The organism is Arcticibacterium sp. GJ41-1 (assembly GCF_055808875.1).
In genome coordinates, this window is sequence record NZ_CM147888.1 from 517,761 (window position 1) to 543,229 (window position 25,469).

At 38.4% G+C, this 25,469-nt stretch carries 23 protein-coding genes and 1 riboswitch; of the genes, 10 read left to right on the plus strand and 13 right to left on the minus strand.

Annotated elements, in window-relative coordinates:
* Positions 1-95 precede the first annotated feature (95 nt).
* Positions 96-443 carry a zinc ribbon domain-containing protein YjdM gene (locus tag AC0L6O_RS02165; RefSeq protein ID WP_473305961.1) on the plus strand — a complete coding sequence of 116 codons (348 nt, stop codon included), beginning with the start codon at positions 96-98 and terminating at the stop codon, positions 441-443.
* Positions 444-512: 69 nt separating this feature from the next.
* Here AC0L6O_RS02165 and AC0L6O_RS02170 read toward each other — a convergent pair whose 3' ends face one another.
* Together AC0L6O_RS02170 and AC0L6O_RS02175 are read right to left on the minus strand one after the other, a co-directional pair.
* Positions 513-2,105 (minus strand): fibronectin type III domain-containing protein, encoded by a 1,593-nt coding sequence (locus tag AC0L6O_RS02170; RefSeq protein ID WP_473305963.1) that lies wholly within the window; start codon positions 2,103-2,105, stop codon positions 513-515.
* A gap of 163 nt (positions 2,106-2,268) precedes the next feature.
* Positions 2,269-2,871 carry an outer membrane beta-barrel protein gene (locus AC0L6O_RS02175; protein ID WP_473305964.1) on the minus strand — a complete coding sequence of 201 codons (603 nt, stop codon included), beginning with the start codon at positions 2,869-2,871 and terminating at the stop codon, positions 2,269-2,271.
* Between the two features lie 322 nt (positions 2,872-3,193).
* Between AC0L6O_RS02175 and AC0L6O_RS02180 the strand changes: the two genes are divergently transcribed.
* Positions 3,194-4,423 (plus strand): MFS transporter, encoded by a 1,230-nt coding sequence (locus tag AC0L6O_RS02180; RefSeq protein ID WP_473305966.1) that lies wholly within the window; start codon positions 3,194-3,196, stop codon positions 4,421-4,423.
* A gap of 123 nt (positions 4,424-4,546) precedes the next feature.
* On the opposite strand, the gene AC0L6O_RS02185 is transcribed toward AC0L6O_RS02180, so the two are convergent.
* The 7 genes from AC0L6O_RS02185 to mutL form a co-directional block, all read right to left on the minus strand.
* The gene (locus AC0L6O_RS02185) at positions 4,547-5,422 is read right to left on the minus strand and encodes a hypothetical protein (RefSeq protein ID WP_473305967.1); all 876 of its coding nucleotides are present in this window, start codon (positions 5,420-5,422) and stop codon (positions 4,547-4,549) included.
* Between the two features lie 7 nt (positions 5,423-5,429).
* Positions 5,430-5,648, minus strand: coding sequence for a hypothetical protein (locus AC0L6O_RS02190; protein ID WP_473305968.1), 219 nt, complete (start codon positions 5,646-5,648; stop codon positions 5,430-5,432).
* A 132-nt stretch (positions 5,649-5,780) separates the two neighbouring features.
* Positions 5,781-6,575, minus strand: a complete 795-nt coding sequence (locus tag AC0L6O_RS02195) for an AAA family ATPase (RefSeq protein ID WP_473305970.1) — start codon at positions 6,573-6,575, stop codon at positions 5,781-5,783.
* 6 nt (positions 6,576-6,581) lie between these two features.
* Positions 6,582-8,513, minus strand: coding sequence for a 1-deoxy-D-xylulose-5-phosphate synthase (gene dxs / locus AC0L6O_RS02200; protein WP_473305972.1), 1,932 nt, complete (start codon positions 8,511-8,513; stop codon positions 6,582-6,584).
* A gap of 98 nt (positions 8,514-8,611) precedes the next feature.
* Complete coding sequence (locus AC0L6O_RS02205; RefSeq protein WP_473305974.1) at positions 8,612-9,529, minus strand: rhomboid family intramembrane serine protease; 918 nt, start codon at positions 9,527-9,529, stop codon at positions 8,612-8,614.
* 25 nt (positions 9,530-9,554) lie between these two features.
* On the minus strand, positions 9,555-10,226 hold the full coding sequence (locus tag AC0L6O_RS02210) for a rhomboid family intramembrane serine protease (protein WP_473305976.1): 672 nt from the start codon (positions 10,224-10,226) through the stop codon (positions 9,555-9,557).
* A 14-nt stretch (positions 10,227-10,240) separates the two neighbouring features.
* Positions 10,241-12,079, minus strand: coding sequence for a DNA mismatch repair endonuclease MutL (gene mutL, locus AC0L6O_RS02215; protein WP_473305978.1), 1,839 nt, complete (start codon positions 12,077-12,079; stop codon positions 10,241-10,243).
* Between the two features lie 131 nt (positions 12,080-12,210).
* Between mutL and AC0L6O_RS02220 the strand changes: the two genes are divergently transcribed.
* A complete protein-coding gene (locus AC0L6O_RS02220; protein ID WP_473305980.1) occupies positions 12,211-12,735 on the plus strand; it encodes a DUF2911 domain-containing protein in 525 nt (174 codons plus the stop codon).
* A gap of 59 nt (positions 12,736-12,794) precedes the next feature.
* Here AC0L6O_RS02220 and AC0L6O_RS02225 read toward each other — a convergent pair whose 3' ends face one another.
* Genes AC0L6O_RS02225 through AC0L6O_RS02235 form a run of 3 tightly spaced genes read right to left on the minus strand, consistent with a single transcriptional unit; the run spans position 12,795 to position 13,882 of the window.
* Complete coding sequence (locus AC0L6O_RS02225) at positions 12,795-13,247, minus strand: barstar family protein (RefSeq protein WP_473305981.1); 453 nt, start codon at positions 13,245-13,247, stop codon at positions 12,795-12,797.
* 51 nt (positions 13,248-13,298) lie between these two features.
* Complete coding sequence (locus AC0L6O_RS02230) at positions 13,299-13,661, minus strand: guanyl-specific ribonuclease (protein ID WP_473305982.1); 363 nt, start codon at positions 13,659-13,661, stop codon at positions 13,299-13,301.
* Positions 13,662-13,663: 2 nt separating this feature from the next.
* On the minus strand, positions 13,664-13,882 hold the full coding sequence (locus AC0L6O_RS02235; RefSeq protein WP_473305984.1) for a hypothetical protein: 219 nt from the start codon (positions 13,880-13,882) through the stop codon (positions 13,664-13,666).
* Positions 13,883-14,076: 194 nt separating this feature from the next.
* A riboswitch (TPP riboswitch) is annotated at positions 14,077-14,169 on the plus strand.
* Between the two features lie 100 nt (positions 14,170-14,269).
* Here AC0L6O_RS02235 and AC0L6O_RS02240 point away from each other — a divergent pair.
* The gene (locus AC0L6O_RS02240; RefSeq protein ID WP_473305985.1) at positions 14,270-16,498 is read left to right on the plus strand and encodes a TonB-dependent receptor; all 2,229 of its coding nucleotides are present in this window, start codon (positions 14,270-14,272) and stop codon (positions 16,496-16,498) included.
* A 243-nt stretch (positions 16,499-16,741) separates the two neighbouring features.
* On the opposite strand, the gene AC0L6O_RS02245 is transcribed toward AC0L6O_RS02240, so the two are convergent.
* Complete coding sequence (locus AC0L6O_RS02245) at positions 16,742-17,104, minus strand: fluoride efflux transporter FluC (protein WP_473305987.1); 363 nt, start codon at positions 17,102-17,104, stop codon at positions 16,742-16,744.
* A 45-nt stretch (positions 17,105-17,149) separates the two neighbouring features.
* On the opposite strand from AC0L6O_RS02245, the gene AC0L6O_RS02250 reads away from it, so the two are divergent.
* The 6 genes from AC0L6O_RS02250 to AC0L6O_RS02275 all read left to right on the plus strand — a co-directional run bounded on the left by AC0L6O_RS02250 (position 17,150) and on the right by AC0L6O_RS02275 (position 25,465).
* Complete coding sequence (locus AC0L6O_RS02250; protein WP_473305989.1) at positions 17,150-18,487, plus strand: APC family permease; 1,338 nt, start codon at positions 17,150-17,152, stop codon at positions 18,485-18,487.
* Entirely contained in the window at positions 18,488-19,459 is a 972-nt protein-coding gene (locus tag AC0L6O_RS02255) for a polyprenyl synthetase family protein (protein ID WP_473305990.1), read from the plus strand.
* Between the two features lie 5 nt (positions 19,460-19,464).
* On the plus strand, positions 19,465-20,103 hold the full coding sequence (locus AC0L6O_RS02260; protein WP_473305992.1) for a bifunctional 4-hydroxy-2-oxoglutarate aldolase/2-dehydro-3-deoxy-phosphogluconate aldolase: 639 nt from the start codon (positions 19,465-19,467) through the stop codon (positions 20,101-20,103).
* Complete coding sequence (locus AC0L6O_RS02265; RefSeq protein WP_473305994.1) at positions 20,096-21,025, plus strand: 2-dehydro-3-deoxygalactonokinase; 930 nt, start codon at positions 20,096-20,098, stop codon at positions 21,023-21,025. Before AC0L6O_RS02260 ends, AC0L6O_RS02265 begins: the two co-directional genes overlap by 8 nt.
* Positions 21,026-21,163: 138 nt before the next feature.
* Positions 21,164-22,168: a LacI family DNA-binding transcriptional regulator gene (locus AC0L6O_RS02270; RefSeq protein WP_473305996.1), complete on the plus strand. Its 1,005-nt coding sequence runs from the start codon at positions 21,164-21,166 to the stop codon at positions 22,166-22,168.
* Between the two features lie 165 nt (positions 22,169-22,333).
* Positions 22,334-25,465, plus strand: a complete 3,132-nt coding sequence (locus AC0L6O_RS02275; protein WP_473305997.1) for a SusC/RagA family TonB-linked outer membrane protein — start codon at positions 22,334-22,336, stop codon at positions 25,463-25,465.
* The last annotated feature ends 4 nt before the right edge of the window (positions 25,466-25,469 follow it).

The following is a 25,469-nucleotide window of genomic DNA, read 5'->3' on the forward strand; positions in this document are numbered from 1 at the left end:
TCAACGCAGCCCTTTTTTGTTTTAAGGGCTCCTTTTTTTGAGTGAAATAAAGCTTTAAAATTGTATCTTTGTGTGAACAAAAACCCTGATTAAAAATGAGCGAATTCCCTCCATGTCCTAAATGCAAATGCGAGTATACTTATCCTATGGATAGTTTATTGGTTTGTCCGGAGTGTTTCCATGAGTGGAATCCTGACGAAGTGACGGAAGAAGAATTAGAAAGCCAAGAAGGCCAAGTGTTGGACTCTAATGGAAATGTGCTGCAAGACGGTGATAGCGTAGTTATCATTAAAGATTTACCAGTAAAGGGTGCTCCAAAGCCAGTGAAAGCGGGAACAAAGGTTAAAAACATTCGTTTGACCGACGGCGACCATAATATTGACTGTAAAATAGTAGGCTTTGGCTCTATGGGCTTAAAGTCGGAGTTTGTAAGGAAAGCGTAATAGTTTGCTATTATATGAAAGCAGAGCCCCTTTTTGGGAGGCTCTGCTTTTTTATGGAGGAATGTCTGATTAGTATTCTTTAGTTTTAAATGATTGGGTCTCTGACCAATCACTCCAGTTTAGGTTTTGGTCTCTATAGCGAACTCGCCAAAAATAGGTGGTGCTTGGCTTTAACCTCTTGGTGATTTCATCTGTCAAATCATCGTTCTTTTGACGGTTTTCCATGTAATACCAGTTTTCAGATTGTTTCCAGCTATCTAGTGCTAGGTTTTCGAAGTTTTCGTTTTCTGCTAGTTGCCAGTTTGATGCTGTGTGAGCCGCTGAAGCAAAACTACTTTTAAAAGGGGCTGCTTTTAGCAATGTACCATATTTACCAGCAACCTCATCTCCAGTAGGCGAAAGTGCTTTAGGCGTATTAGGCTTTCTCTCTTTTTTATAGATGGTTATCTCGTCGGTTTGTTCATTATCTCTTTCAATGTTTTCGTTGCCACGACTAAGCCTTTTGACCGTGAATTTTGGATTTTCCTTATTGGCATCTATCTCTACCATCACAAAACCGTATTCGTCTTGTGTGTTTGTAAATTCATCATAATCTCGCCCTTCAAATTCTCCCCAATTATCAATAGCTCCACCTGCTGAGGCTACGTTAATCCATAAATGCTTGTGATTCTTAGACTGACCACGAGAGTAACCGTGTGTATGACCAAAGAAATGTATGCTTGGCTTACCTGTTTTGGTAGAGAAATCTTCTAGCAATTTAACCACTTTACCACTGAACTCCTCTTCGCCAGGAATCCACAGTTCAGATTTGAATGGATGATGGAGCTGTGCAAATACGAAATCAATATCTTCGTTTTCCGCAGTCTTATCTAGCACCTTCTGTAACCACTTGTATTGCTCTGGGGTGTCTCTGTAGCCATCGTTTGAGTTTAAGCCTATTATTCTAGTGTTTCCGTAGTCTTTGTACCACCAGTGTTCTGCATACCCTGCTGTGCCATTTTCTGGCAAACTGAAATACTTGAAATAGAAGGTCGAGTTTTTCTCATGATTGCCTAAAACAGGATATACAGGAACCTGTGAAAAAAGCTTTTCGGCAGGATTGAAAAACTCATTTTGCCATTGGTCATATTCTGTACCTGTAGCTACTAAGTCTCCTGGAATTAGAACTAAAGCCAAGTTTTCTGGCACAGCACCATCAAACTCCTTTTCCATGTATTTTAAAATACCATCATTCACCACCTCAGCAAATTTTTCAGGATTGTTATGGTCTCTTTGCATGTCGCTCATGGCAATCAAGTTGAAAGACTGGCGGTCTGATGCAAATGGGGGTGTTTTGAATTGATAAATATCAGAAAGGATTTTACCCGTTTTTACCCTATAGTAATAAGTGGTTAACCTTTTTAAATCTTTTAGTTTTACCTCATGTACTCTGGACTCGCTAAAATTGATGTCATGGGCTGAGCCAATCTCTTTCTTACCAAGTTTAGGGCTTAGGCCATACTGTACAATGCTTTCTTCCCCTGTGGAGGTTTCCCACAAGATTTTTATGGAGTTAGGCTCAGCGTCTTGTAAATATGGCTGAACTAGAAATTTTTCTGTCGTTTGAGATTTCCCTAAAAAAGGAAAGAAAAGTAGGAGTAATAAAAAGCTTTTTATCTTCATGGCTGTCTAGGGTCTTTTTTAATTGTGAGCCTAATTTACAGCTTTCTGAAGTTTATTGGTAAGTTTTGAGTGGACTTGAGTATTAAGTTTAAGTAAAGAAATTTGGGTTTAGGGTAAAAAATAAACCCAAATACTTGAAGTACTTGGGTTTACGTATTGAGACTTATTTGACAGGAAAACTTAGACCAAGGTTTAATCCGAGGTTTTGATTTTTGATATTAATGATATCTGTTTTGTAAATATTTGCGAAGCTACCGCCATAGTAAAACTCTGTATTTAACCACATTTTAGGATTAAGCTTCCAGTTAAAGCCAGCAGCGGCTTTACCACCAAAGTCTATACTTTTGAAATTTTCTCCAGAGAAATTGTTTCCACTCGTATTTGAACCCGACGCTCCTGCAAGAAAACCTAAGTAAGGCCCTAACATGATTTTTGGACGGAAGTCGTTTCCTTTATCGTTCAAATACCAAACCCCGTACACAGGCACTTGGAAATAATGCATTTCTATTTTGTCTTCAAACCCGTTAAAGTTAGAGCCCATTTGTGAGTAAAAGGCCTCTACTTTAAGACCCAAATGCTCATGTTTAGAATGATTTAAAAAGGCACCTAGGTTTACACCAGTTTTATTAGCACTTAATGGGAAATCAGGAATGCTAGAACCATTGACTCCAATCATTGGCCCCCATGAGGTGTCTTGAGCCTTAGCCAGGTTAGGAATGGTTATTAGAGCGATAAGTACAGCTGATATAGAAAGTAGTTTTTTCATTTCTTAATTGTTTTAGTTTGGAGTCTATTCCTAAATACTTGTTCCCCACCTTATTTTTTAGGGATATGTGGAGAATGTGACACAGGCGGCATAATTCGCAACTTGTTCGCAACATATGGTGAGCTCATTATTTGCATAGGTTAAATAAGTTTCAACATAGAGCACTCAATAATTAAAAGTTACCTTTGCCTTTTCAAGGGGATATTGAAATGTTTCTTCCAAAAGAGATTAATAGCTACCGCGAAAAATAATTATTGTACCACCTTATTATTAAAAGACATTTTAAGGGGCTTAAAACAAAGCCAAGCTGTTAAAATTATTAATGAAGAAAGAAAGAGTTTTTACTCGCTATCAGGTATTCATGATTGCCATTTTGGCTTTTATTCAGTTTACTGTCATTTTAGATTTTATGGTATTGTCGCCTTTGGGTGCCATCCTTATACCAGAAATGAACATTACCACCGCTCAGTTTGGCTGGGTAGTGTCTGGTTATGCTTTTAGTGCAGGTATTTCTGGGATTTTGGCGGCAGGTTTTGCTGATAAGTTTGACCGCAAAAAGTTGCTACTCTTCTTTTATGTAGGATTTTTGATTGGTACGGGTTTATGTGCTTCTGCCAATACCTATCCCATGCTTCTTGCGGCTCGTATCTTCACGGGTGTTTTTGGTGGTGTAATTGGCTCCATAGGTTTCGCTATTATTACCGACATTTTCGAACTTAAAGTACGTGGAAGAGTAATGGGTTTTACCCAAATGGCTTTTGCAGCTTCGCAAATTCTAGGCTTACCCATAGGGCTATATTTGGCAAATAATTATGGCTGGCATTCTAGTTTCTGGATGATTGTGATAGTGGGAATATTGGTAGGTATAGTGATGGTTTGGAAAATTAGGCCAATAAATACCCACTTAGAAGCTAGTAAGGGACAAAACCCGATTAGCCACCTGTTCAGTACAGTGTCAAATCCAGATTATATTAGGGTGTTTTTAGCCACAACTTTATTAGCTACTGGTGGGTTTATGTTGATGCCTTTTGGCTCTACTTACGGAATTAATAATCTCGGAATAACCCTAGAAGAGCTGCCATTACTTTATGGAATAACTGGTGTTTTTACTATAGTTTTTGGTCCTATTCTAGGTAAAATGGCAGACAAATTCGGAAGACTCAAAGTCTTTATATTTGGGACGGTTTTAGGAATTATCTTGGTGGGGATTTACACTAATTTAGGCGTGACACCTTTCTGGGTAATTTTAGTGCTAAACGTCATTCTGTTTTTAGGCATTAATGCCCGAATGATAGCATCTTCATCACTTATTACGGCCATTCCTGATTTAAAAGATAGAGGGGCATTTATGAGTATTAACTCATCCGTTTCTCAAATTTCTGGTGGAATAGCCTCCGCCATAGCAGGTTTGATAGTGGTGCAGCGTACCGATGGTTTTGTAGAAAATTATCCTTTGTTGGGCGGCGTAGTGATAGTATCCATGATAGCCTCGGGAGCTTTAATGTTTGGTATTAATAAGTTAGCTGAGAAACGTACTAAGGAGCAGGAATAGGTTATAACTCCCTTAAATCGATTGTAGTATTCTCTTTTTTATTTATAAATGGAAAAAATGTTGTAACTAATTTCGGAGGATAAGGAGCACAGGGAATGATAGTAAAGGTATATTTATAGGCTATTAGTTGAGCCATTTAAGCTCATCTGAGCCCTTTACGGGTATTCCTTTTTTTATCAAGTCGAAAGTGATTTCATTACATCGAAAATAATCTTTTACCTCAATTAACCATACTTCTTTGATTGTTAACTTTTTTGTCTGTAATGCTTTAGGGTGTATTGCATAGCAGACACTTTGTTTGTCAGATGCGATGCCTGGATATATTAAAATATCTGCATATTCCTTTTCGTATAATTTAATATGAGCTAAGGCAGAGCTCCACTTATAGTTCGATTGTTTGGTGAACAAATCAAAGACTAAAGCATTTATCATTTTAATACTCTTTCTTTTGCTTTTGGAAAGTCCTGTTATCAATTGCTCTTGAATTTGATAAAAAGCTTTACAATGTGCTTGGTATTCAATAGTGGAGTTTGGAGCTGGCTCTCCAATGAAATTTATGTATTTTGGTCGAATTTCATGAGGGTATTCCCAGATTGAAATATATACTTTTTGACCAATTTGGATTCTAGCTTCTTTTCCAGCAGTATAGATATCACCGGCGAGATATAGTACTGGGTATTTTAGAATATTGCACCTTTGAAAGTTAGTGCATTTTTGTTTTGGAGGATGTGAAAAAGATTTCGTTGTAATGTCAGAAAGATTTTCCTTCTGGAAAACGTCAAAAGAACTAGCTCGATATAATATTGGAAAGGGAGTCTCCATTGACTGACCAGCATAAGTTAGATCTGTAGGTACAATTTGATTCAAAATGTTTTTAAAGTAAGAAAAATCGTCCCCTAATATATTCGAATTAGTAATTTCCTTTTCAAAAGCACGTACTTCTTTCAAAGAAGGAATCAACCGCTCAAACTTACGTCTATCCTTAAACTTGAAATCCATGATTTCTCTATAATTTTAGGTCGACACCAAACGATGAGCCCGCGTATGCCCAAAAAGTAGGATTTACTTTTTCTCCAACTAAGTTTTGAAAGCCAGCGGTGTTTGTGTAAAGACCTATTTCAGGGATTGAGAGTTTATTACTTATGAAAATGAGATACTGCCCAGTTGTTGGAGTAAATTTGTCTGAGGGATAGTATTTAGGTGCTTCAAATTCGATTGTTTCCATCTGTCTGTGTGTTTTTGGTTGTTTAAAGATCTAAGGTAGAAAGAAACATTTAAATGGGGTTTAACTTCAGAAGTGTTAATAGCAATTAGTTTGTCGCGGTTTGCCATCTTGTTCAGACTAACTAATAGAATTTCACAACTCCCTCAAAAACACTTCAGGGTTCTCCAAAAATGATTTAGTCAGCGTGTAATGCTCAGTTTCTCGATAAGCAATAGGGGCTATTTTACCATCTTTGAAATGTAGGATTTCCGCTTCTGGTATGGCCATGATGATGGGGGAATGTGTGGCTATTATAAACTGAGCATCCACATCATTTACTTTTTGGCGAATAAGGGAGATTAGTGAAAGTAAGCGAGTAGGAGATAAGGCGGCTTCGGGCTCATCTATAAGGTAAACGCCTTTGCCGGTTATTCTAGAAAGGAAAAATTTCAAGAAACCTTCGCCATGGCTCATGGCATCTAAGTCTTCACCGTATCGGTCTATCAAGGCTTTCTTTTCGCCTTCTACCGCTCCAAGTGCTAAGGTGATGTCTCCGCCAGTCCAAGTGTTTTTAATTTCATCTATCTCACTGTTAAGACCAACTATTTGTCTTTGAATATTCTTTACAAAGCCTATAAAGTCTTCTGCTCTCAGAAAGAAACCACGAGATGACTTTGAAGCTTGTCTTACGCTGAGGTATTTGCCCAGTTTCCTTGCATTTTCTAGCATTGGGTCAATTTCCACACTGGCAGTACCTGCCACGGGAACATTAAGTTTATAGGCTATAGCTTCTAGAATGGTTGATTTTCCTGCACCGTTTTCACCAACAAAAAACGTGATGTTCTTATTGAAGATTATAGGCTCCAAATCTTTGATAAGCGGAAGCGTAAAAGGGAATTCCTCTTCTTCGGGAAGGTTTCTTAAACTTACGGATTGTAAGTGAAGCATCTCAAACTAGGCCAAGGTTTTAGCAGCAAGCATAGCCAAACAAGCCTTTTGTATGCCTTCTTGGTCAAAACCACATTCTGCTTGAAGTTCTGCTTGTTCGCCGTGTTCTACCAGTCTGTCAGGTATACCTAAGCGTTTTACTTGAGCAGTATAGCCGTGGTCTATCATAAACTCTAAAACAGCTGAGCCCATGCCACCTTGTAGGCAACCGTCTTCTACTGTTATTACTTTTGAAAATTTAGAGAATACTTCATGAAGCATTTCTTCGTCTAAAGGTTTCACAAAACGAAGGTCGTAATGTGCTACAGATAAACCTTCTTTCTCCAATTCCTTGGCTGCTTTTAATGCAGAATTTCCAATATGACCAATACTCAATATGGCGATATCTTCACCATCTTTAAGCTTTCTGCCTTTTCCTACTTCTATTTCTTGCATAGGAAGCTTCCAGTCTACCATCACACCCTTTCCTCTTGGGTATCTAATGGTGAAAGCATCTTTCCCTGATTGAATTTTATCCGACTGGGCCGTAAACATCAAGTTTCTAAGCTCTTCTTCGTTCATCGGAGCAGAAACTATCATGTTTGGTATGCATCGCATAAAAGCCAAATCATAGGCACCGTGGTGCGTTGGCCCGTCTGCACCAGCAAAGCCAGCTCTGTCTAAACAGAAAATCACAGGTAAACCCTGTAAACATACATCGTGAATGACTTGGTCATAAGCACGCTGCATAAATGTGGAGTAGATGTTACAAAATACAGTTAAGCCTTTTGTGGCCATTCCTGCGGAGAAAGTTACGGCGTGCTGCTCCGCTATAGCTACATCAAAAGCCCTATCTGGCATAGCATCCATCATAATATTTAATGAGGAGCCAGATGGCATGGCAGGTGTTACCCCAACTATCTTACTGTTCTTTTCTGCTAATTCTACTATCGTTTTTCCAAAAACAACTTGGTATTTTGGAGCTTGTGGCGTAGGAGAAGCTACCTGCTTAATTTCACCAGTAAGTTTATCAAAAAGACCTGGAGCATGCCATTTAGTTTGGTCTTTTTCTGCGGGCTCATAGCCTTTACCTTTTTTGGTGATGCAGTGTAATATTTTTGGGCCAGGAATGTTTTTCAGGTCTTCCATGACATGCACCATGTGGTCTATGTCGTGACCGTCCACAGGGCCAAAGTATCTTAAATTTAATGCTTCAAAGAAATTGCTGTTACCAAGAACAGCACCCTTCATCGCATTTTCTATTTTTTGAACTATCTCTCTAGCACTTTTGCCAAAATGGCTCATTTTGCCTAAAAGATTCCAAACATCCTCTTTAACCTTATTATAAGATTTTGAGGTAGTAATATCTGTCAAATATTCTCTGAGAGCCCCTACATTAGGGTCAATAGACATGCAGTTGTCATTGAGTATAATGAGTATGTTAGCATCTTTTAAAGAGCCTGCATGGTTCATACCTTCAAAGGCAAGTCCTGCGGTTAATGCTCCATCGCCAATAACGGCAATGTGCTGAGCATTTTTGTCACCATTGTGGTTTGAGCCAACGGCCATCCCTAAAGCTGCAGAAATAGAAGTAGACGAATGCCCTACGCCAAAAGCGTCATACTTGCTTTCAGATATCTTAGGGAAACCAGAAAGACCTCCATAAATACGGTTGGTGAAAAATTTATCTCTTCTTTCCGTAATGATTTTATGACCATAGGCTTGGTGGCCTACATCCCATACTAGTTTGTCATCAGGAGTGTTAAATACATAATGTAATGCGGCAGTAAGTTCTACTACCCCTAAGCTGGCTCCAAAGTGTCCGCCATTGATAGAAACCGTGTCAATAATGTATTGACGGAGTTCGTCACAAAACTGTGGTAATTGGTCTTTGCTAAGCTTCCTGAGGTCTTCAGGGCTATTTACTTTGTTCAATAATTCGCCAGGCTCAATAAACATAAAGGGGCATTTTAAGCTAGTGGCCAAATTTGAGCCACGTGTGAGTTGTGACAAATGTACGAAGAAACCAGAGGATAGGATGCAGCCTCGTAAAAAACCTAGAGTTTGTCGCTTTGCGAAGCTTTATAAAGTCGTTCTTTTTCTTCTAAAGTAAGGCTCTTGTAGCCAGAAGTTCCAATCTTGTCAAGAAGGGCGTCTACCTCTTCTTGTTCGTTGGCATAGTCTGTTTCTTCGGTGTTATGATAAGCCATAGACTGACCCACGGTAGAGTGGCTAAACTTTTTGGCTTTGAAGTTTTTATTAGTCTCCTTCGGTTTGGTTAAGCTGCTTAACCATTCTTGGAAAGCTTCAAAAGGAGAACCTAAATCCACACCTGTTCGGAGCAATTTGATATATAAGTAGCCCAGAAATGCTCCGCCCAAATTCATCAAGCCAGCATCAGGTGTCATAAACGAGAACACCAAAAAGATGACAGCTAAGTATTTTATTTTTACGCTGAACCTTCTGAAGAGGAACAGTTCATAATCAGGTATAAGTGTGATGGTGGCAAACATAACCGCGTATACAGCGGCTGTGGCACCAGGAGCCAAAGCCGACATACTAATGGTGGCTTTTGACATGCCAATTAGGTTATAAAAAAGGATATAAGAAACTCCGGCAAAAATGTAACCTAGTAGGTAAATATTGACCAGTTTTCGGTTTCCTATAAAATCTTGAATTAAAGAGCCAAACCAATATAGGGCAATGCAATTAAAGAGAAAGGAGAAAAATGAAGCATTGACAAAACCAAAAGTGAAAAGGCTCCATGGATGTAAAACGAGCTGTGGCAGCTCTGCATTAAGATAAATGTTTTGATTGATGCCAGCCACTAGTTGACTAGTTTCTGGCGTCATAGATAGGATGAGTTTGACTAAAAAATAAGCCACAAACACAAAAGCATTAATCAGTATCAGCTGTACGCCGGTACCATTTCCTCTGCTAAAAGCTTGCCTTATGTCATCTTTTATACTTCCCATTTTCTTTCATATAAAACAGTACCCTTTACCATCTACGAAAATTATGACCCTGACGCTCGTCGAATCCGAAAAATTTTAATAACACGAAGCCAGTTATTAAACCACCAATATGTGCAAAATGTGCTACGCCCTGCTGAAGACCAGCTGTACCAGCATAAAGTTCATAGAGACCATATAAAATTACAAAATATTTTGCTTTAATAGGCATAGGGAAGAATAAAAGCATCAGTTCTACATTAGGGAATAGAACGCCAAATGCCACTAGTATTCCGAAAATAGCTCCTGATGCCCCTACCATTGGTGTGACGGCTTGTCTCCAATATGGTTCAGAGTTTACTATCAGCTGCGACATCTCATATGTATTAAGCATCGAGTTTAATAAGGCTGCACCTACTCCTGTAATTATGTAATACGTCAAAAACTTCTTTGAACCCATGAAGGTTTCAAGGGTTGAACCAAAGATGAAAAGCCCAAACATATTGCTGAAAATATGTCCTACGCCACCATGCATAAACATGTAGGTTAACACCTGCCAAACCTTAAAGTTAGGATTGAAAAGTTGTTCGTTATTAGGTAATATCGGGTTGAAGAATGCAAAATTTGAGTAAAAAAATTGATCTGCAAGATTCGATAGTATAAATACAACTACATTAGCTATAAGGAGCTGTTTTACTACGGGTGTTATTCTGTCAAACATATATTTTTCTTTTGTTAAAAACCCGCTGAACTCGAAATGAGTTCGCCAAGCTTTTCTAAGGTTACCACATTCATTACTTTGGCTCCGTCTGGCGTGTAAGAAGGCATACTGGTTTCAAAAAGACGGTTTACTAAGACATTTATTTCCTTTTTGTTCATCTTTTTAAGGTTTTTGCTAGCAGTTCTTTTAGCCAAAGTCTTAGCCAATTTCTTGGTTTTGTCTAGTTTGACGTCCGTATCATGTTCTAGAGACTCCTTAATGAGGTCTTCTAATACCTGTGAACCCTCTTCGTCAGTAGTTTCAGTCGGAATTCCACTTATCACCAAACTGCTTTTGCCAAATACCTCAAAGCCAAAGCCTAAGGCATGAATTTCACTTTTTAAAGTCATGGCTAATTCAAATTCTTCTGGTCTTAAGTTTAGTGTTTTTTGAAATAGTAATTGCTGCGAAGCACCAGACTTGTTGGCTAAGTTTTTTTCGTATTTCTCAAAGAGTATTCTTTCCCAAGCTGCTTTTTGGTCAATGAGTAGCATGCCACTTTTGACCTGCAAGGCTATGTAGCGAAGATGTATTTGCACCGCATCTACCTCCTCAGAGTCTGGTTTCAGTGTGTTTTCAATGCCCTCATTAACTTTAGAACCCATTGAAAGAGTCTCTTCGGGTTTTGTGAAATTGGCAGCACTTTCTAAACCTTCGTATAATTTACGCCAGTCTTGGTTTTCTGGCGTTTTAGGCTTTGAATAATTCTCAAAATTAGAAACAGACGAACCCATTTTGTCAAAAGCCGATGGAGCTTTCTCAGGCATGGGCCTATTGGTCAGGTTGCCAAAGTTAATATCAGATTCAAAATCGATGGTTGGCGTTAGATTATAAACACCTATTGCCTGCCTCACGGCCGAACGTAAAATACTATATACTGCTTTTTCATCCTCAAACTTAATTTCGGTTTTCTGCGGATGAATATTGATATCTACATGAGCAGGGTCAATAGCAATATTTAAAACATAGAAAGGATAATGCCTTTCAGGAATAGTACCTTCAAAAGCCATAGTGACGGCATGGTGCAGGTAAGGGCTTTTTATAAATCTATTGTTAATAAAGAAGTATTGGTCGCCACGCGTTTTCTTGGCAGATTCTGGTTTTCCTACAAAACCGCTGATACTCACATAAGGAGTGTCTTCTTCACAAGCGGCTAATTGCTCCCTATAGCTTTTTCCAAAAAGGTCTACAATTCGTTTTGACAGTTTTCCCAAAGGAAGCTTATAAATTTCAGTGTCGTTATGATACATTTCAAAAGCCACCTCAGGATTTGCAAGAGAAATTCGTTGAAACTCATCTAAGATGTGTTTCATTTCTACCGGGTTCGATTTTAAGAACTTTCTACGTGCAGGCACATTGAAGAAAAGGTTTTTGACCATGATGCTGGTCCCTTTTGCGGTAGAGATAGGCTCTTGGTTTTTAACCTCAGAACCCTCAATAACTAATAAGTTACCTAACTCGTCGTCTTCTCTTTTGGTTTTAACCTCCACTTGGGCCACGGCAGCTATGGATGCTAAAGCTTCCCCTCTAAAGCCCATGGTTCTAATGGCAAAAAGGTCTTCTGACTTGCTGATTTTAGAAGTAGCATGTCGCTCAAAACTCATTCTGCAGTCTGTTACAGACATTCCTTTTCCATCATCCACCACCTGAACCAGTGTTTTGCCGGAGTCTTTGATAATAAGTTTGACCATAGATGCTCCTGCATCAATGGCGTTTTCCATAAGCTCTTTAACCACAGAGGCGGGGCGTTGTACTACCTCACCTGCCGCTATTTGGTTAGCAATGGTGTCAGAAAGAAGGTGTATAATGTCCATAGGAAAAGAATGATTTGCGTACAAAGGTGGCTAATCAATTATCCAATTCCGACCGAATGAGGTGTGAATTTTTTCAACACTAAATATGTTGATAAGCTGTTCATATAATAACACCTTTTAATCCTTTCAAAATGAAAAAACTGGTTAAAATTCTAATTATCGTAGCTGCGGTATTGGGCGTAGCGTATTTTGTATTTAAGAACTGGACTAAAAGTCATAGCCCAGAAGACACCGCCGAAATCACCGTTGGTGAGTTGAATATTAAGATAGAATATTGCCAACCTGCTGTAAAAGGAAGAGCTATTTTTGGTGAATTGGTACCTTACGACCGTGTTTGGAGAACTGGAGCCAATGAGGCCACAGTAATTACTTTTAGCGAAGATGTAACAGTGGCAGGTAAAGCTCTAGCTGCAGGAGAATATTCTTTATGGACAGTTCCAAGAGAAGACAATTGGAGTATTGTGTTTAATTCACAAACAGGCCAGTGGGGAACGTCTTATGATGAAGAAACAGATGTATTAAGAGTGGACGTGCCGGCTATTCAGACAGATGAGTCTACAGAATTACTTAAAATTAGTCTTGTAGATGTAGATTCTGCAGGAATTAGCATGAACCTTAAGTGGGATAAAACCTTAGTACAGGTTCCGATAAACTAAAAAGGAATAGACATAAAATAGCCTGCCGTTATCTTTAGGATAGGGCAGGCTATTTTTTTTTAATTAATCTCAGCTAAATAATCTTCCATGCGTTCGCTTGGAGAAAATCCAATAAGAAGCTCTTTTTTTGGAATAATATAATCTTCTTCCTCCTCTTCTGTATTGGTAACCAGAGCCTCCTCTTCTGCTTCAGCATCCATATATTTCCAGTCTTCGCAGGTAATATCAAAAAGGTCTAACAGCGATGTGACATTTTTTTCATTACGCTCATTTATCAAAAACTCTGAGGAGTTTTTGAAGAAAATCAACAGACGTTCGTCTTCAATCCAAGATAAGTCGTTAAGAACCTCGTCAAGAGAGTCCATGTTCGGCTCAAAATATTCGGGAAAATGTAGTTTCTCTTTTATAGCCTCATAAAATTGGGCAAGAGATTTACATAATTTACCATCAATTGTAATTAGAGAGTAGTCCGCTAATTCTTCTGGACTTTTAGTGATAAAAAGATTGTTCATTAGTGAAACAAAAGAGATTTCATGTTTAGATTGTTTATAAAAATAAGAAAATTAAGGTTCTAATTTGACAAAGCTGGCGTAGTGGTCAGCAGTGTAATAGGCTTTTCCGTCAGAACTGGTAACTAACCTTTCAGCTCCACGGTTTTGCCCTTTTTTCTTTGGGTGGATATCCCACTCGCGGTAATTGACTTTTTTATTGTTGGCTGTTTTTTTAGGTAGCAACTGTTCATAGTTGCCAAACCGTCTACCACCCACATAGCCTTTTTGAGCTTTATTGTATTTTTTGACATATTCCCATGTGTCGTAAGCTGCAGTGGGAATTGTTGTTTTTTCAGCATGAAGCTGCTGTTCAACATATTTACAAGACGAAAGCCCTGTAAGAAGAAAAAAGCACAGAAAAATTAAACGATACATTCCTAATTTAAGGAGAAGCCAGGAACGTGGATAGCCCCTGCATGATTAAACATTAATTCGGTGATTACGTATGGCATTTGGTCAATCAGTGGAAATTGATTGATAACATCTAAAACACCAAAGTCGTTTTCGGCATTTATAACTGCCCAAAATCTTCCTCTATCTATAGAGAGAGCATAAGAAGATATTCTTCCATCGTCCATAAGTTCGTCTATCGCCATTTTTTGCATAGGTATCTTAACCACAAAATTAGGCGGGAAAGGCGTTGGGAGATCAAACTCGACCATAAACTGGGCCATAGAATCTTACTTAAATTAAAAATTTTAAAAGAAAACTTCAATAAGAATGCCGAATTGAATATTTCTTTCTACCAAATTAACGTAATCCAATAAGAATCCGTTTAACTTTGTCAAATAATTATCAAAAGGGGTGCCTTTTTAAGGCTGAGATTATACCCATAGAACCTGATGCGGTTAGTACCGACGAAGGGATTTGAGCCCAGTTCTTCTGTGTGTCAACAGGAAGCAACGCTGTCTATGGACTTTTTTTTAAGAACCATTCAATGGTGATTTCACCCCTTATTTGCCTTTGTACAAATAAGTAAAAACTTGAAAAAATTAGTTCAACTTTCCATTTTAACTTTACTTTCTGTATTGAGCGGAGCTGCTTTTGCTCAGTCAGACACACTTGACCTTAACGAGGTTGTGGTAAAATCCACCAGAGCAAATGCAAAAACAGGAATGGCTTACAGTACCATTCGCGAAGGAGAAATTGCAAAGCAAAACGTAGGTCAAGACATTCCATTTTTATTAAATCAAATGCCGTCTGTAGTAGTAACCTCAGATGCAGGTGCTGGAATTGGTTACACAGGAATTAGAGTAAGAGGGTCTGATGCTACCAGAGTGAACGTGACGGTAAACGGAATTCCTTTTAACGACTCAGAGTCGCAAGGCGTTTTCTGGGTTAATATGCCAGATTTTAGTTCTTCGGTAAGCAGTATTCAGCTTCAGAGAGGGGTGGGTACTTCTACTAATGGTGCAGGAGCTTTTGGTGCTAGTATTAATGTGAGCACTTTAAAGTATTCAGCCGAGCCATTTGCTGAAATTAACACATCGGTAGGTTCTTTCAATTCTTTAAAAACCAACGTAATGGCCTCTACAGGCTTGATGGATAATAATTTTGTCCTAGATGCTCGTTTGTCCAGAATTGCTTCTGATGGTTTTGTAGACAGAGCCTCGTCTGACTTAAAGTCTTTTTATGTTTCGGGCGGTTATTATGGTAAAGACAACTTCGTTCGATTTAATGTTTTTTCAGGAAAAGAGAAAACGTATCAATCTTGGTACGGAATACCTCAAAGTTTAGCTACAGGCGATGCGGATGGTTTTCAGAACTTTATTGATAGAAACTATTACGACGAAAACTTCAAAAGCGAGCTTTTAGCCAGCGGAAGAACATATAACTGGTATCAATACGAAAACGAGGTTGATAATTATCAGCAAGACCATTACCAACTAATTACGTCTTTCAAAATAGGAGCCAACTGGAGATTTAATCCAACCCTACATTATACAAAAGGAAGAGGTTATTATGAGCAGTATAAAGACGGTAGGTCTTTTGAAGATTATGGTTTAGAGAATGTGGTGATAGGTGGTGAGGTGATTGACGAAACGGACTTGATTCAAAGAAAATGGTTAGACAATGATTTCTACGGAGCCGTTTGGTCTTTAGACTATGAAGGTCAAGGAAAACTGACGGGTTCTTTTGGTGGTGGTCTAAACAAGTATGATGGCGACCATTTTGGCGAAGTTATTTGGGCTCAATATGCTTCTAACGGAAACATTAGAGAAAGGTGGTATGATAACACAGGTGTCAAAACCGATTTCAATATTTATGGAAAAGGGTTTTATCAGTTTTCTGAAAAACTGAATGCCTACCTAGATGTTCAGTTCAGAAATGTAGGATTAGAAATAGACGGAACTACAGAGATTTTAGCTCCATTAAGTACCGATGATACGTATAGCTTTTTCAATCCTAAGTTTGGTTTAAATTTCAACATAGACAAAGCAAACTCTGTTTATGGTTCTTATGCAGTTGGTAATAAAGAGCCAAGCCGTCAGGATATTGTAGATGCTGTTTTTTCTTCGGCTGTTAAGCCAAAAGCAGAGAATCTTCAAGACATTGAGTTAGGTTTTAGACACTTGGCCCTAAATACACAGTTTGAAGTGAACGGTTATTTTATGAATTATAAAGACCAGTTGGTTTTAACAGGAGCTATTAATAATGTTGGCGAAGCTGTAAGAGTAAATGTGCCAAAAAGTTATAGAGCGGGTATAGAGCTTCAGGTGGCTCAAAAACTAGGTGAGAAAATGTTGCTTTCAGTCAATACCACACTGAGTAGTAATAAGATTGACGCTTTCACAGAGTTTATTCCAAGTTATGATGGTGAAACACCTGACGCTGTCAATGCATTTAATGATACCGATATCGCTTTTTCTCCAAACATTATCGCAGGTGGAAGTTTGACATACAAACCAGCAAAAGGTTTAGAATTAGCTCTTTTGCCTAAATATGTAGGGAAACAGTATCTTGATAATACCTCAAATGAGGAAAGAGCTTTAGACGCTTTCTTTGTGAATGACTTGAGAGTGAATTATAGTTTTAAGCCAAAAGGGTTGAAAAATGTAACCTTAAGTTTATTGGTAAATAACTTATTCAATGTAGAGTATGAGTCAAATGGTTACACATACAGCTATTTATACTATGGCTTAATCACAGAGAACTTTGTTTACCCGCAGGCAGGAACCAACTTTTTGGCTGCTTTGAAATTGAGGTTATAATTTAGCCAACATATATTCGTTTGTCGTGTTTTTCTCAAATCGAACCGAATTCATGACAAACGATTCAAGCGAAGTAGCATACCCCAGCGGGGTATAAGTATGAATAGAGACGGGTGAAACCCGTCTTGAATACGAGATAAGGGAGTATCATTTGGCGGAGTTTTGGCCATAAAAAGCCAAAACTGTGACAAATATTTTGGCCGCAGAAATCCAGTTGAGGCAACTCAGCTGGATTTTTTCGTTTTATCTGCCCAGCATCATTCCTAAACCTATTGCCAGCAAACAAAGAATCAAGTTTAGGCCAATATGCATTAATACAAAACCGTATTCTGCGTTTTGAAGATGATTATAGAGTTCTAAACTAAAGGTAGAATAAGTGCTAAAACCACCACAGAAGCCTACGGCTATCATAGGTTTCCAAATTTGTTCCGACTCAAAAGTCTTTACCGCTACAAAACCAAGAATAAGACTCGCAAGAATATTGGCAAGTAAAGTGCCTACAGAATAGCCTGTTCCAAAAGTGTTAATACTAAATTTTGCAACAAGATAACGGCTAATGCTTCCAAATCCGCCGCCCAAAAAGATGTAAAGGAGTGTTTTCGCCAATGTTTTTATACGATATTTGTTGTCAAAGATACATTATTCCAAATTTTGACAAACAAAGGCTCTAAACAAAACGAACTACTGAAAATCCTAGGTGTGGGTTTTGGTATTGCGGTTACACTAGGTGGAACCATCGGAACAGGAATTTTAAGAACACCAGGAACTATAGCAGCAGAACTAGGAAATCCTGTTTTTATAATGGGGGTGTGGGTGGCTGTGAGTTTATACGCCTTTTTAGGAGTCTTATGTGCCATTGAACTAGGCGTTTCGGTTCCTAAAGCTGGGTCTTGGTATGTGTATGCTCAGCGTGCATTTGGAGACTATTTAGGATTTCTAACAGGTATAACTAGTTGGCTAGGGACGGTCGCTTCTTTGGGTTTTGGTGCTTACACCATAGCCGAATATTTAGCTCTTATTTTTCCTTCGCTTAATGCATTTATTGTTCCAATAGCCATTGTCGTTTTAGTAATACTTACGGGTTTTCATTTAGTGGGAACCGCTATAGGCGGGCGTTCTCAAGAGATAATGTCGGCTATAAAAGCAGTCGGTTTGCTTGCTTTTGTGCTGGTTTGTTTCTCGTATGGCAGCGAAAATGGAGGTCATTTAAGCACAGGAGGAATTAAAAGACTGACCGAAGGTTCTTTACTGATAGGCATCATAGCTGCATTGCAAGGCATATTTTACACCTTTGATGGCTGGCACACTGCGGCATACTTCACAGAGGAAAACACAGACGCAACCAAGAATTTGCCAAAGGCTATGATTTCGGGTGTGCTTAGTATTATTGTGATTTATCTCTTAGTAAACTTGGCCATTTTGTATGTGTTACCTATGGAAGATTTACAGGTTTCTAAATTAGCTGCCGCAGATGCTATGGCTCATGTTTTTGGAGAAGAATCGGGTAAAATTATTACCATCTTCCTTTTGGTGTCAATCATAGGAATTATGAATACTCAGGTGATGATGACGCCTAGAACTTTATTTTCGATGTCTAGAGATGGGCTGTTTTTTAAGCGTGCTCAAATAGTCAATAAAGGAGGTTCGCCAGCATTTGCTCTGCTATTGACCTGCTCACTTTCTGTAATGTTGATATTTATTGGCAAAGAAACCTCAGGCAGGCTCTTAGATATTGCAACCTTCTATTTTGTTTTCGCCTATGCCATGGGTTTTGCCTCTTTATTAATGCTTCGCAAAAAAGAACCCAATTTGCCACGACCTTATAAAGTGCCTCTATATCCATTCTTGCCATGGTTTATGCTTATTTTGTCTATGGCTTTTTTAGTAGGGGCAGTAATTAGCGACAGCCAAAACAGCCTTTACGCCGTAATTGTACTACTGCTTACTTATCCAGTTTATCGTTTAATAAAAGTTAAGAATAAGTCTTAGATGTTAAATAAATTTCTCGCTCATATTCAGTCTGAAATAGCTCAATTATCTTACGGTGAAAAACCTAAAGAGCTGTACGAACCCATTTCATATTTAATGAAGTTGGGCGGTAAACGCTTACGACCTGCATTAACATTAATGGCTTATAATCTTTTCAAAGAGGATTGGGAAACGGCTACCAAACCAGCATTAGCCATTGAGGTTTTTCATAATTTCACCCTAATGCATGACGATATCATGGATGAAGCTCCTTTAAGAAGAGGAAAACCAACCGTGCATGAAAAATGGAATAGAGATGTGGCTATTCTTTCTGGTGATGTGATGTTAGTGGCGGCTTATGAACTGCTTTCAGAAGTGCCAGATGCTAGGTTTAAGCAAATATTGAAGCGTTTTAACAAAACAGCTGCGGAGGTATGCGAGGGGCAGCAGTATGACATGAACTTTGCTACGCGAAATAATGTGACGGAGGCCGAGTACATAGAGATGATTCGTTTGAAAACTTCAGTCTTATTAGGTTTTGCATTAGAATTGGGCGGTATGGCCGCCAATCAAGATGTAGTGGTGACCAATCAATTGTTTGAAATAGGCGAAAATCTTGGGATAGGCTTTCAGCTCAAAGATGACATGTTAGATGTATATGGCGACCCAAAGAAGTTTGGCAAACAAGTAGGGGGTGACATCATAGAGAATAAGAAAACCTGGCTCATGCTGAAAGCGATAGAAAAGAGCAAAGGAAAACCAGAAGAAAAAGAATTAAAGGAGTGGATAGATAAGAAAGTTTTCAACTCTGAAAAGAAAGTAGCGGCCGTTACTGCGATATATGATAAACTTGGAATACATGAGCTGGCGGAAGCTGAAATGAACAGCTACTTCCAAAAAGGTTTTGATGGCATAGATGGCTTTCCGGTAGCAGAAGAAAGGAAAACTACGCTAAGGGAGTTTGGGAAGTATCTTTTAAAAAGAGACAGATAAGACAAATGGAAGAAATATTTTTCAAGGAACTATTAAAAGACAAAATCTTGGCTGCGGTCACTTTGGAGTCTAGTCAAGACGCACTTTTTGTGGCGGAAGCTTTACTAAAAGGTGGGCTTAATGTGATGGAAGTGCCTTTACGTACCGCTGCCGCTTTGGAGGCTATCGCCCTTATTAAAAAGGAATTTCCTGAAATGAAAATAGGAGCAGGTACTATTCTAAGAAAAGAACAAATAGCTGCTCTGGTAGATATTGACGTTGATTTTGGGCTTAGTGCAGGTTTTAATGAAAACTTGGTAGAAGAAATAGCAAAGAGCAAATTACCGTACATTCCGGGCGTATTCAGTCCGTCGGAAATTGAGCGAGCCTATGAATTTGGCATCAAAGTCCAGAAGGTATTTCCTATCGGTCAATTGGGCGGTACAAAGTATTTAAAAGCTATTTCTGGACCATATGGTCACCTCGATTTGAAGTTCATTCCTATGGGCGGTGTAAATCAAGAAAACTTTGCAGAGTATATTAAAGTAGGAAACGTAATAGCTGCTGGTGGAAGCTGGATGGTGAATAAAGAGCTTATTAGAAATAAAGAGTTTAAAGCCATAGAAGAAGGAGTGAGAGCATTGATTAAGACGAGTCATGCCTGATATAAAAAACATTATAAGCTGCGACTGGGGAACAAGCTCTTTTAGATTAAGACTTGTTGATATACATACAGGGCAGGTTCTTTCTGAAGTAAAAGACGGCGAAGGAATTAGTGTGGTCAATGCCAACTGGCTTTCAATGAACAAGCCAGATTCAGAACGAAAAGCATTTTTCCTTTCTGTTTTAAAAGAGAAAATTAGAAGCCTAGTTGGTCAAAACGGAGAGCAAACGCCTGTTTTGATTTCTGGAATGGCTTCGTCTTCCATTGGGGTTGAAGAATTAAAATATTCCAATACACCTCTTTCAGTAAGTGATTTAGACTTAAGATACTCAACGTTTTATGACGAAAGAGATATCTATATATTTTCAGGTTTAAGTTCTGAGCTTGATGTGATGCGTGGTGAAGAGACCATTATTCTTGGCTGTGATTCTAATGAAGAGGAATTGATAATTTTACCAGGAACACATAGTAAGCATGTGGAGGTAAAAAATGGCTCAATCATAGATTTTAAGACCTTTATGACTGGAGAGTTTTTTAACATTTTAAGCACCAATAGTATTCTAGCAAACACCGTTTTAAAGCCTGAATCTATGCGTTTAGATAATCCTTATTATCAGAAAGGTTTAGAAGAAGGCTTTGTAGGTAACCTTTTAAACCTCGCTTTTAACACCAGAACTTTGGGTTTGCTAAAGGCTGTGGCTAAAGAAGATTGTTATCACTATTTGAGTGGTTTGCTTATTGGTGCTGAGTTAAAAAGTATTCCTGAAAATATCGCATGTGTTCATTTAGTAAGTGAAGGAAACCTGTTAGAAATTTACACCTCAGCATTGAAGGTTTTGAATGCATCTGCAACAATAAAGTCTACAAATTCCGGTGAAGCCTTTGTTAATGGTCATTTGAGACTTTATAAAAGTCTTAGGTAAAACGGACGCTGAACCAAATAATCAAACATTTTATATCTTTGCATCAAATAGTGTTGCAACACACTTACGGTTTGAGCGAGTATAAGAGCTTTAGTTCAAAATCGTTATATCTCATTAAGTACCAATCCTAAATCTTAAGTGGCTAAGAAAAAATCCATAGCAGACCTTTCAAGAGAGTTGAAAATTTCAACGACTACAATTTCTTATGTCCTAAATGGCAAAGGAAGAGAAAAGAGAATTAGTCAGAAGGTTATCGATCGCATTGAAAAGTATATCAAAGAGGTCGGCTATATTCCTGATTTTATTGGCAGGAGCTTAAGGACAGGAAAGAGTATGACTTTAGGTTTAGTGGTAGGTGAATTAAGAAATCCCTTCTTCTCCGATATTTCTAGTGAAATAGAAAAACTGGCTGCAAAAGCAGGTTATTCTTTGATAGTAACTAGTTCTAATGACGAACTAGAGAAGGCCCTGAGGGCTATTAGGTTATTGGCAGATAGGAAAGTGGACGGTATAGCCGTAGCATCTACAGAAGGTTTGGAGAGTGAAATAAGTGCTTTATTAGAGAATAAGGTGCCTGTGATGTTATATGACAGATACTTGGAAAACTTGGCTTGCAGTAGTATTGTGGTGAATAATACGGAAAGCACTTTTGAAGCTACTAAACATCTTTATGAAAATGGGTATAGAAACATTGCTTTTGTAACTTTTCAATCAAACCAGAGCAGTCGTCAGGATAGATTAAAAGGATATCAAGCTTTTGTTACCGAAAATAATTTGAAGCCAAGTGTTTTAAAAATACCTTTTGATGTTGATTACACAGGAAATGCAAATAAAATTCTTGAGTTTATAAACAAGAATTCTGAGATAGATGCGGTCATTTTTTCAACAAATCTGCTTACTCTTAGTGGCCTTGGAGCCATTAATAAGTTAGATAGAAAGATAGGTTTGATAAGTTTTGACGACCATGTGCTTTATGAGGTCTTCACACCAAGCATTACAGCCATTAGTCAACCCGTGAAAATAATGGCGGAAAAGATCATGGAAAATTTATTGAAAATGATCAACAGTAACGAGCCCTTCGTTCCTGATGCAATAGTCTTACCAACAGTCTTAAAGGTAAGAGAATCATCACAGCCTAGGTGATTGTTTTTTGACGCAAAAACGCTCTTTCTGAGCTATAAATGCTGTTTATAGGCTAAACGCCAATACTTCTTTCTTAACCATAGCTTAATATTTAGCGAACAAAAAGGTAATAAGTGAATCGTTCTTTTGCGGCTTGAACGAAATCAATTAATACACTTTAATTCTATGCTTAAAAATTACGTGGTAAAACTGAAATTCATTATTGGATTCACAGTTTTGAGTTGTTTATTCTTAGAGCAACATGCTTTTGCGGGAGAGCCGTTTACTTATGATGTGCGAGCATTAAAAGGGACGGTTAGTGATGAGACAGGTGCACCCATGCCAGGTGTTTCTGTAGTGATAAAAGGAACATCTGTTGGTACTATTTCTGACGGAGACGGAGCCTTTTCTTTAAATGTGGAGAGCCAAAATGCAGTCTTGGTTTTTTCTTTTGTGGGTTACCTTAGCCAAGAAGTGTTGGTAGGTAATCAGTCAAATATCAAAGTGGCTTTACTTCCAGATACGCAGGCTTTAGAGGAATTTGTGGTGGTAGGTTACGGTACAGAAAGCAGAAGAAACATTACTGCTGCTGTAGCTTCTATTGACCCAGACGATATTAAAGCTTTGCCAAAATCTAACGTGGTAGAAATGTTAGATGGTAGGCTTCCTGGTGTACAGGTGATGAGTGATAACATTCCTGGTGGCGGAGCTTCTTTAAGAGTAAGAGGTTTTAGTACCATTAATGATAACGACCCATTGGTGATTGTGGATGGTATTCCTGTTTCTAATGGCATGAATAGCATTAATCCAAATGACATTGCTACCATGCAGGTCTTAAAAGATGCCGCTTCTGCGTCTGTTTACGGTTCTAGAGCGGCTAATGGTGTGGTAATTATTACTACCAAAACAGGTGGAACAAAAGATGCTTTCAAGGTGAGCTTTGATGCTTATTCTGGTGTACAGGCTCCATTTAATCAGCCAAGAATGCTTAATGCTCAGCAGTATGGTGATGCTTTATGGCAAGCCACTAAGAACGACGGTCAGGTTCCGGCAAGCGATATTTATGGTAACGACCCAAACAATCCTACCATACCTGCTTTCTTAGATGCTGCTCAAACCATTCCTAGTGCAGATGTGGACTGGGTAAAGGAAATAATGCAAACGGCACCTATTCATTCTTATAATGTTACTCTTTTAAAAGGTGGTGAAAGAGCTCAAAACTCTCTAAGTTTAGGTTACTTCAATCAAGAAGGTATCATTAAGAATACTGGTTTTGAGCGTTATTCAGCAAGGTTTAACTCTACCTATAAGTTAACTAACTTCTTAACTATCGGAGAGAATTTAGGTCTTTCTTACAGAGACCAAGTTTCTGTAAACACGAACAGTGCTTTGGGTAGTATTATTTACAATGCTTACAAATTCCCATCTATAGTTCCTGTCAAAAATACAAATGGAGATTTTGCTGGTAACACTTTAAATGATATTGGAAATCCATTGGGTTCTTTAGATAGAGGAAAAGGAAATAACCAAAAAAGAATTCAGGCTTTAGGAAGTGCTTTTGCAAGCATCAATGTTGACAATTTTGTGTTCAAATCTGTTATCGGTCTTGACTTTCAGAATTATAACAGAAGAAGTTTTTCTCCGGTGTATGATGAGATTTTGGCAAGCAATAATACCAACTCTCTAAGTACTTCAAACAGCTTCAACTATCAGTCTACTTTTTCAAATACATTGACCTATAACAATGCTTTTGGAAAGCACAATTTTGACGCCTTGCTAGGTCAAGAAGCTATCAAATATTACGGAGAGAGCTTTTCTGCTTCTAGAAGTACTTTCGCATACGAAGACGATAGCTTCAAGTATCTTTCTTTTGGTTCTGAAAATCAGTTGAACTCAGGTTCTGCAAGTAGCTGGGCATTGAACTCTTACTTCGGAAGAGTTAACTATAACTACGATTTGAAATACCTTTTTAGTGCTACAGTAAGAAGAGACGGTACTTCAAGATTGGCAAATAATAAATATGGTACGTTCCCTGCATTCTCTGCTGGTTGGAGATTAGATAGAGAAGCTTTCTTTGACTTTGGTAACACCTTCACTTCTTTCTTATTGAGAGGAAGCTGGGGTCAAACAGGAAATCAGAGCATCTCTTCTTACGCCACTGTGGATAGTTATACAAACAATAACGCCAACTCGGATTACGCTCTTGACGGTTCTCAGGGGTCTGTTTACTCAGGTTTGACGCAGTCTAGAGTTCCTAACCCTAACCTAAAATGGGAAACTACAAATCAGCTTTCTATTGGAGTGGATTTAGGATTCTTTAATGACAAATTGAACATTACTGCCGACTATTTTGACAAGGTAACTAAAGACATTTTGGTGTATAACTCGGTGCCTTTGACTTACGGTGGTACTAATGACGGTCAGTGGATTAACGATGGTAAAATGAGAAACCATGGTATTGAAATTGACTTGAGCTATGCAGACCAAATCGACGATTTAGGCTATAGCGTTGGATTCAATTTGACAGGCTTAAAAAACGAATTGACAGAGCTTAATAATGTTACCTATTTAGGAATTCCTAGCTCTACCCTTCACTCTGTGAACTTTGACCAAGAGGTTACTAGAAGTACCGTAGGTCAGCCAATAGGTGCATTCTTTGGCTACCGAGCAGATGGTCTTTTCAAAAATACTGGAGAAGTAGAAAGCCATGGCATTCAGCCAAATGCTGTTCCTGGAGATATTCGTTTCAAAGATGTGAACAATGACGGTGTTTTAGACGATAAGGACAGAACTTACATTGGCACGCCACACCCATCTGTTTTATTAGGATTAAACTTAAACTTCGATTATAAAGACTTTGATTTAGGTCTTTTCTTCAATGCAAGTTTGGGCAACGATATCTATAATTTGACCAAGTTTAACGGAGAGTTTTTTAACCAAGCAGCTTATAACAAAGATGCGAGCGTTTTAGATGCATGGACAGAGAGCAATGTGGATGCTACTATTCCAAGACTTTCTTTGGATGACCCGAATAATAACATCAGACCTTCTTCTTATTTCATAGAAGATGGCTCTTACTTAAAGCTTAATAATCTTCAATTAGGATACACGCTTCCTGCAGCAAAAATAAAAGGTGCCAGCCTTAGAATTTACACGCAAATGAGCAATGTATTTACTATTACAAAGTACACTGGTCTTAATCCTCAGATTGGACTTCAGAGCTATTCTTCTAGTAATAGAAACTTGGATATCGGAGTAGATAGAGGGCTTTATCCTCCATCAAGAACCATCATGCTAGGTTGTAATTTGAACTTCTAACAAA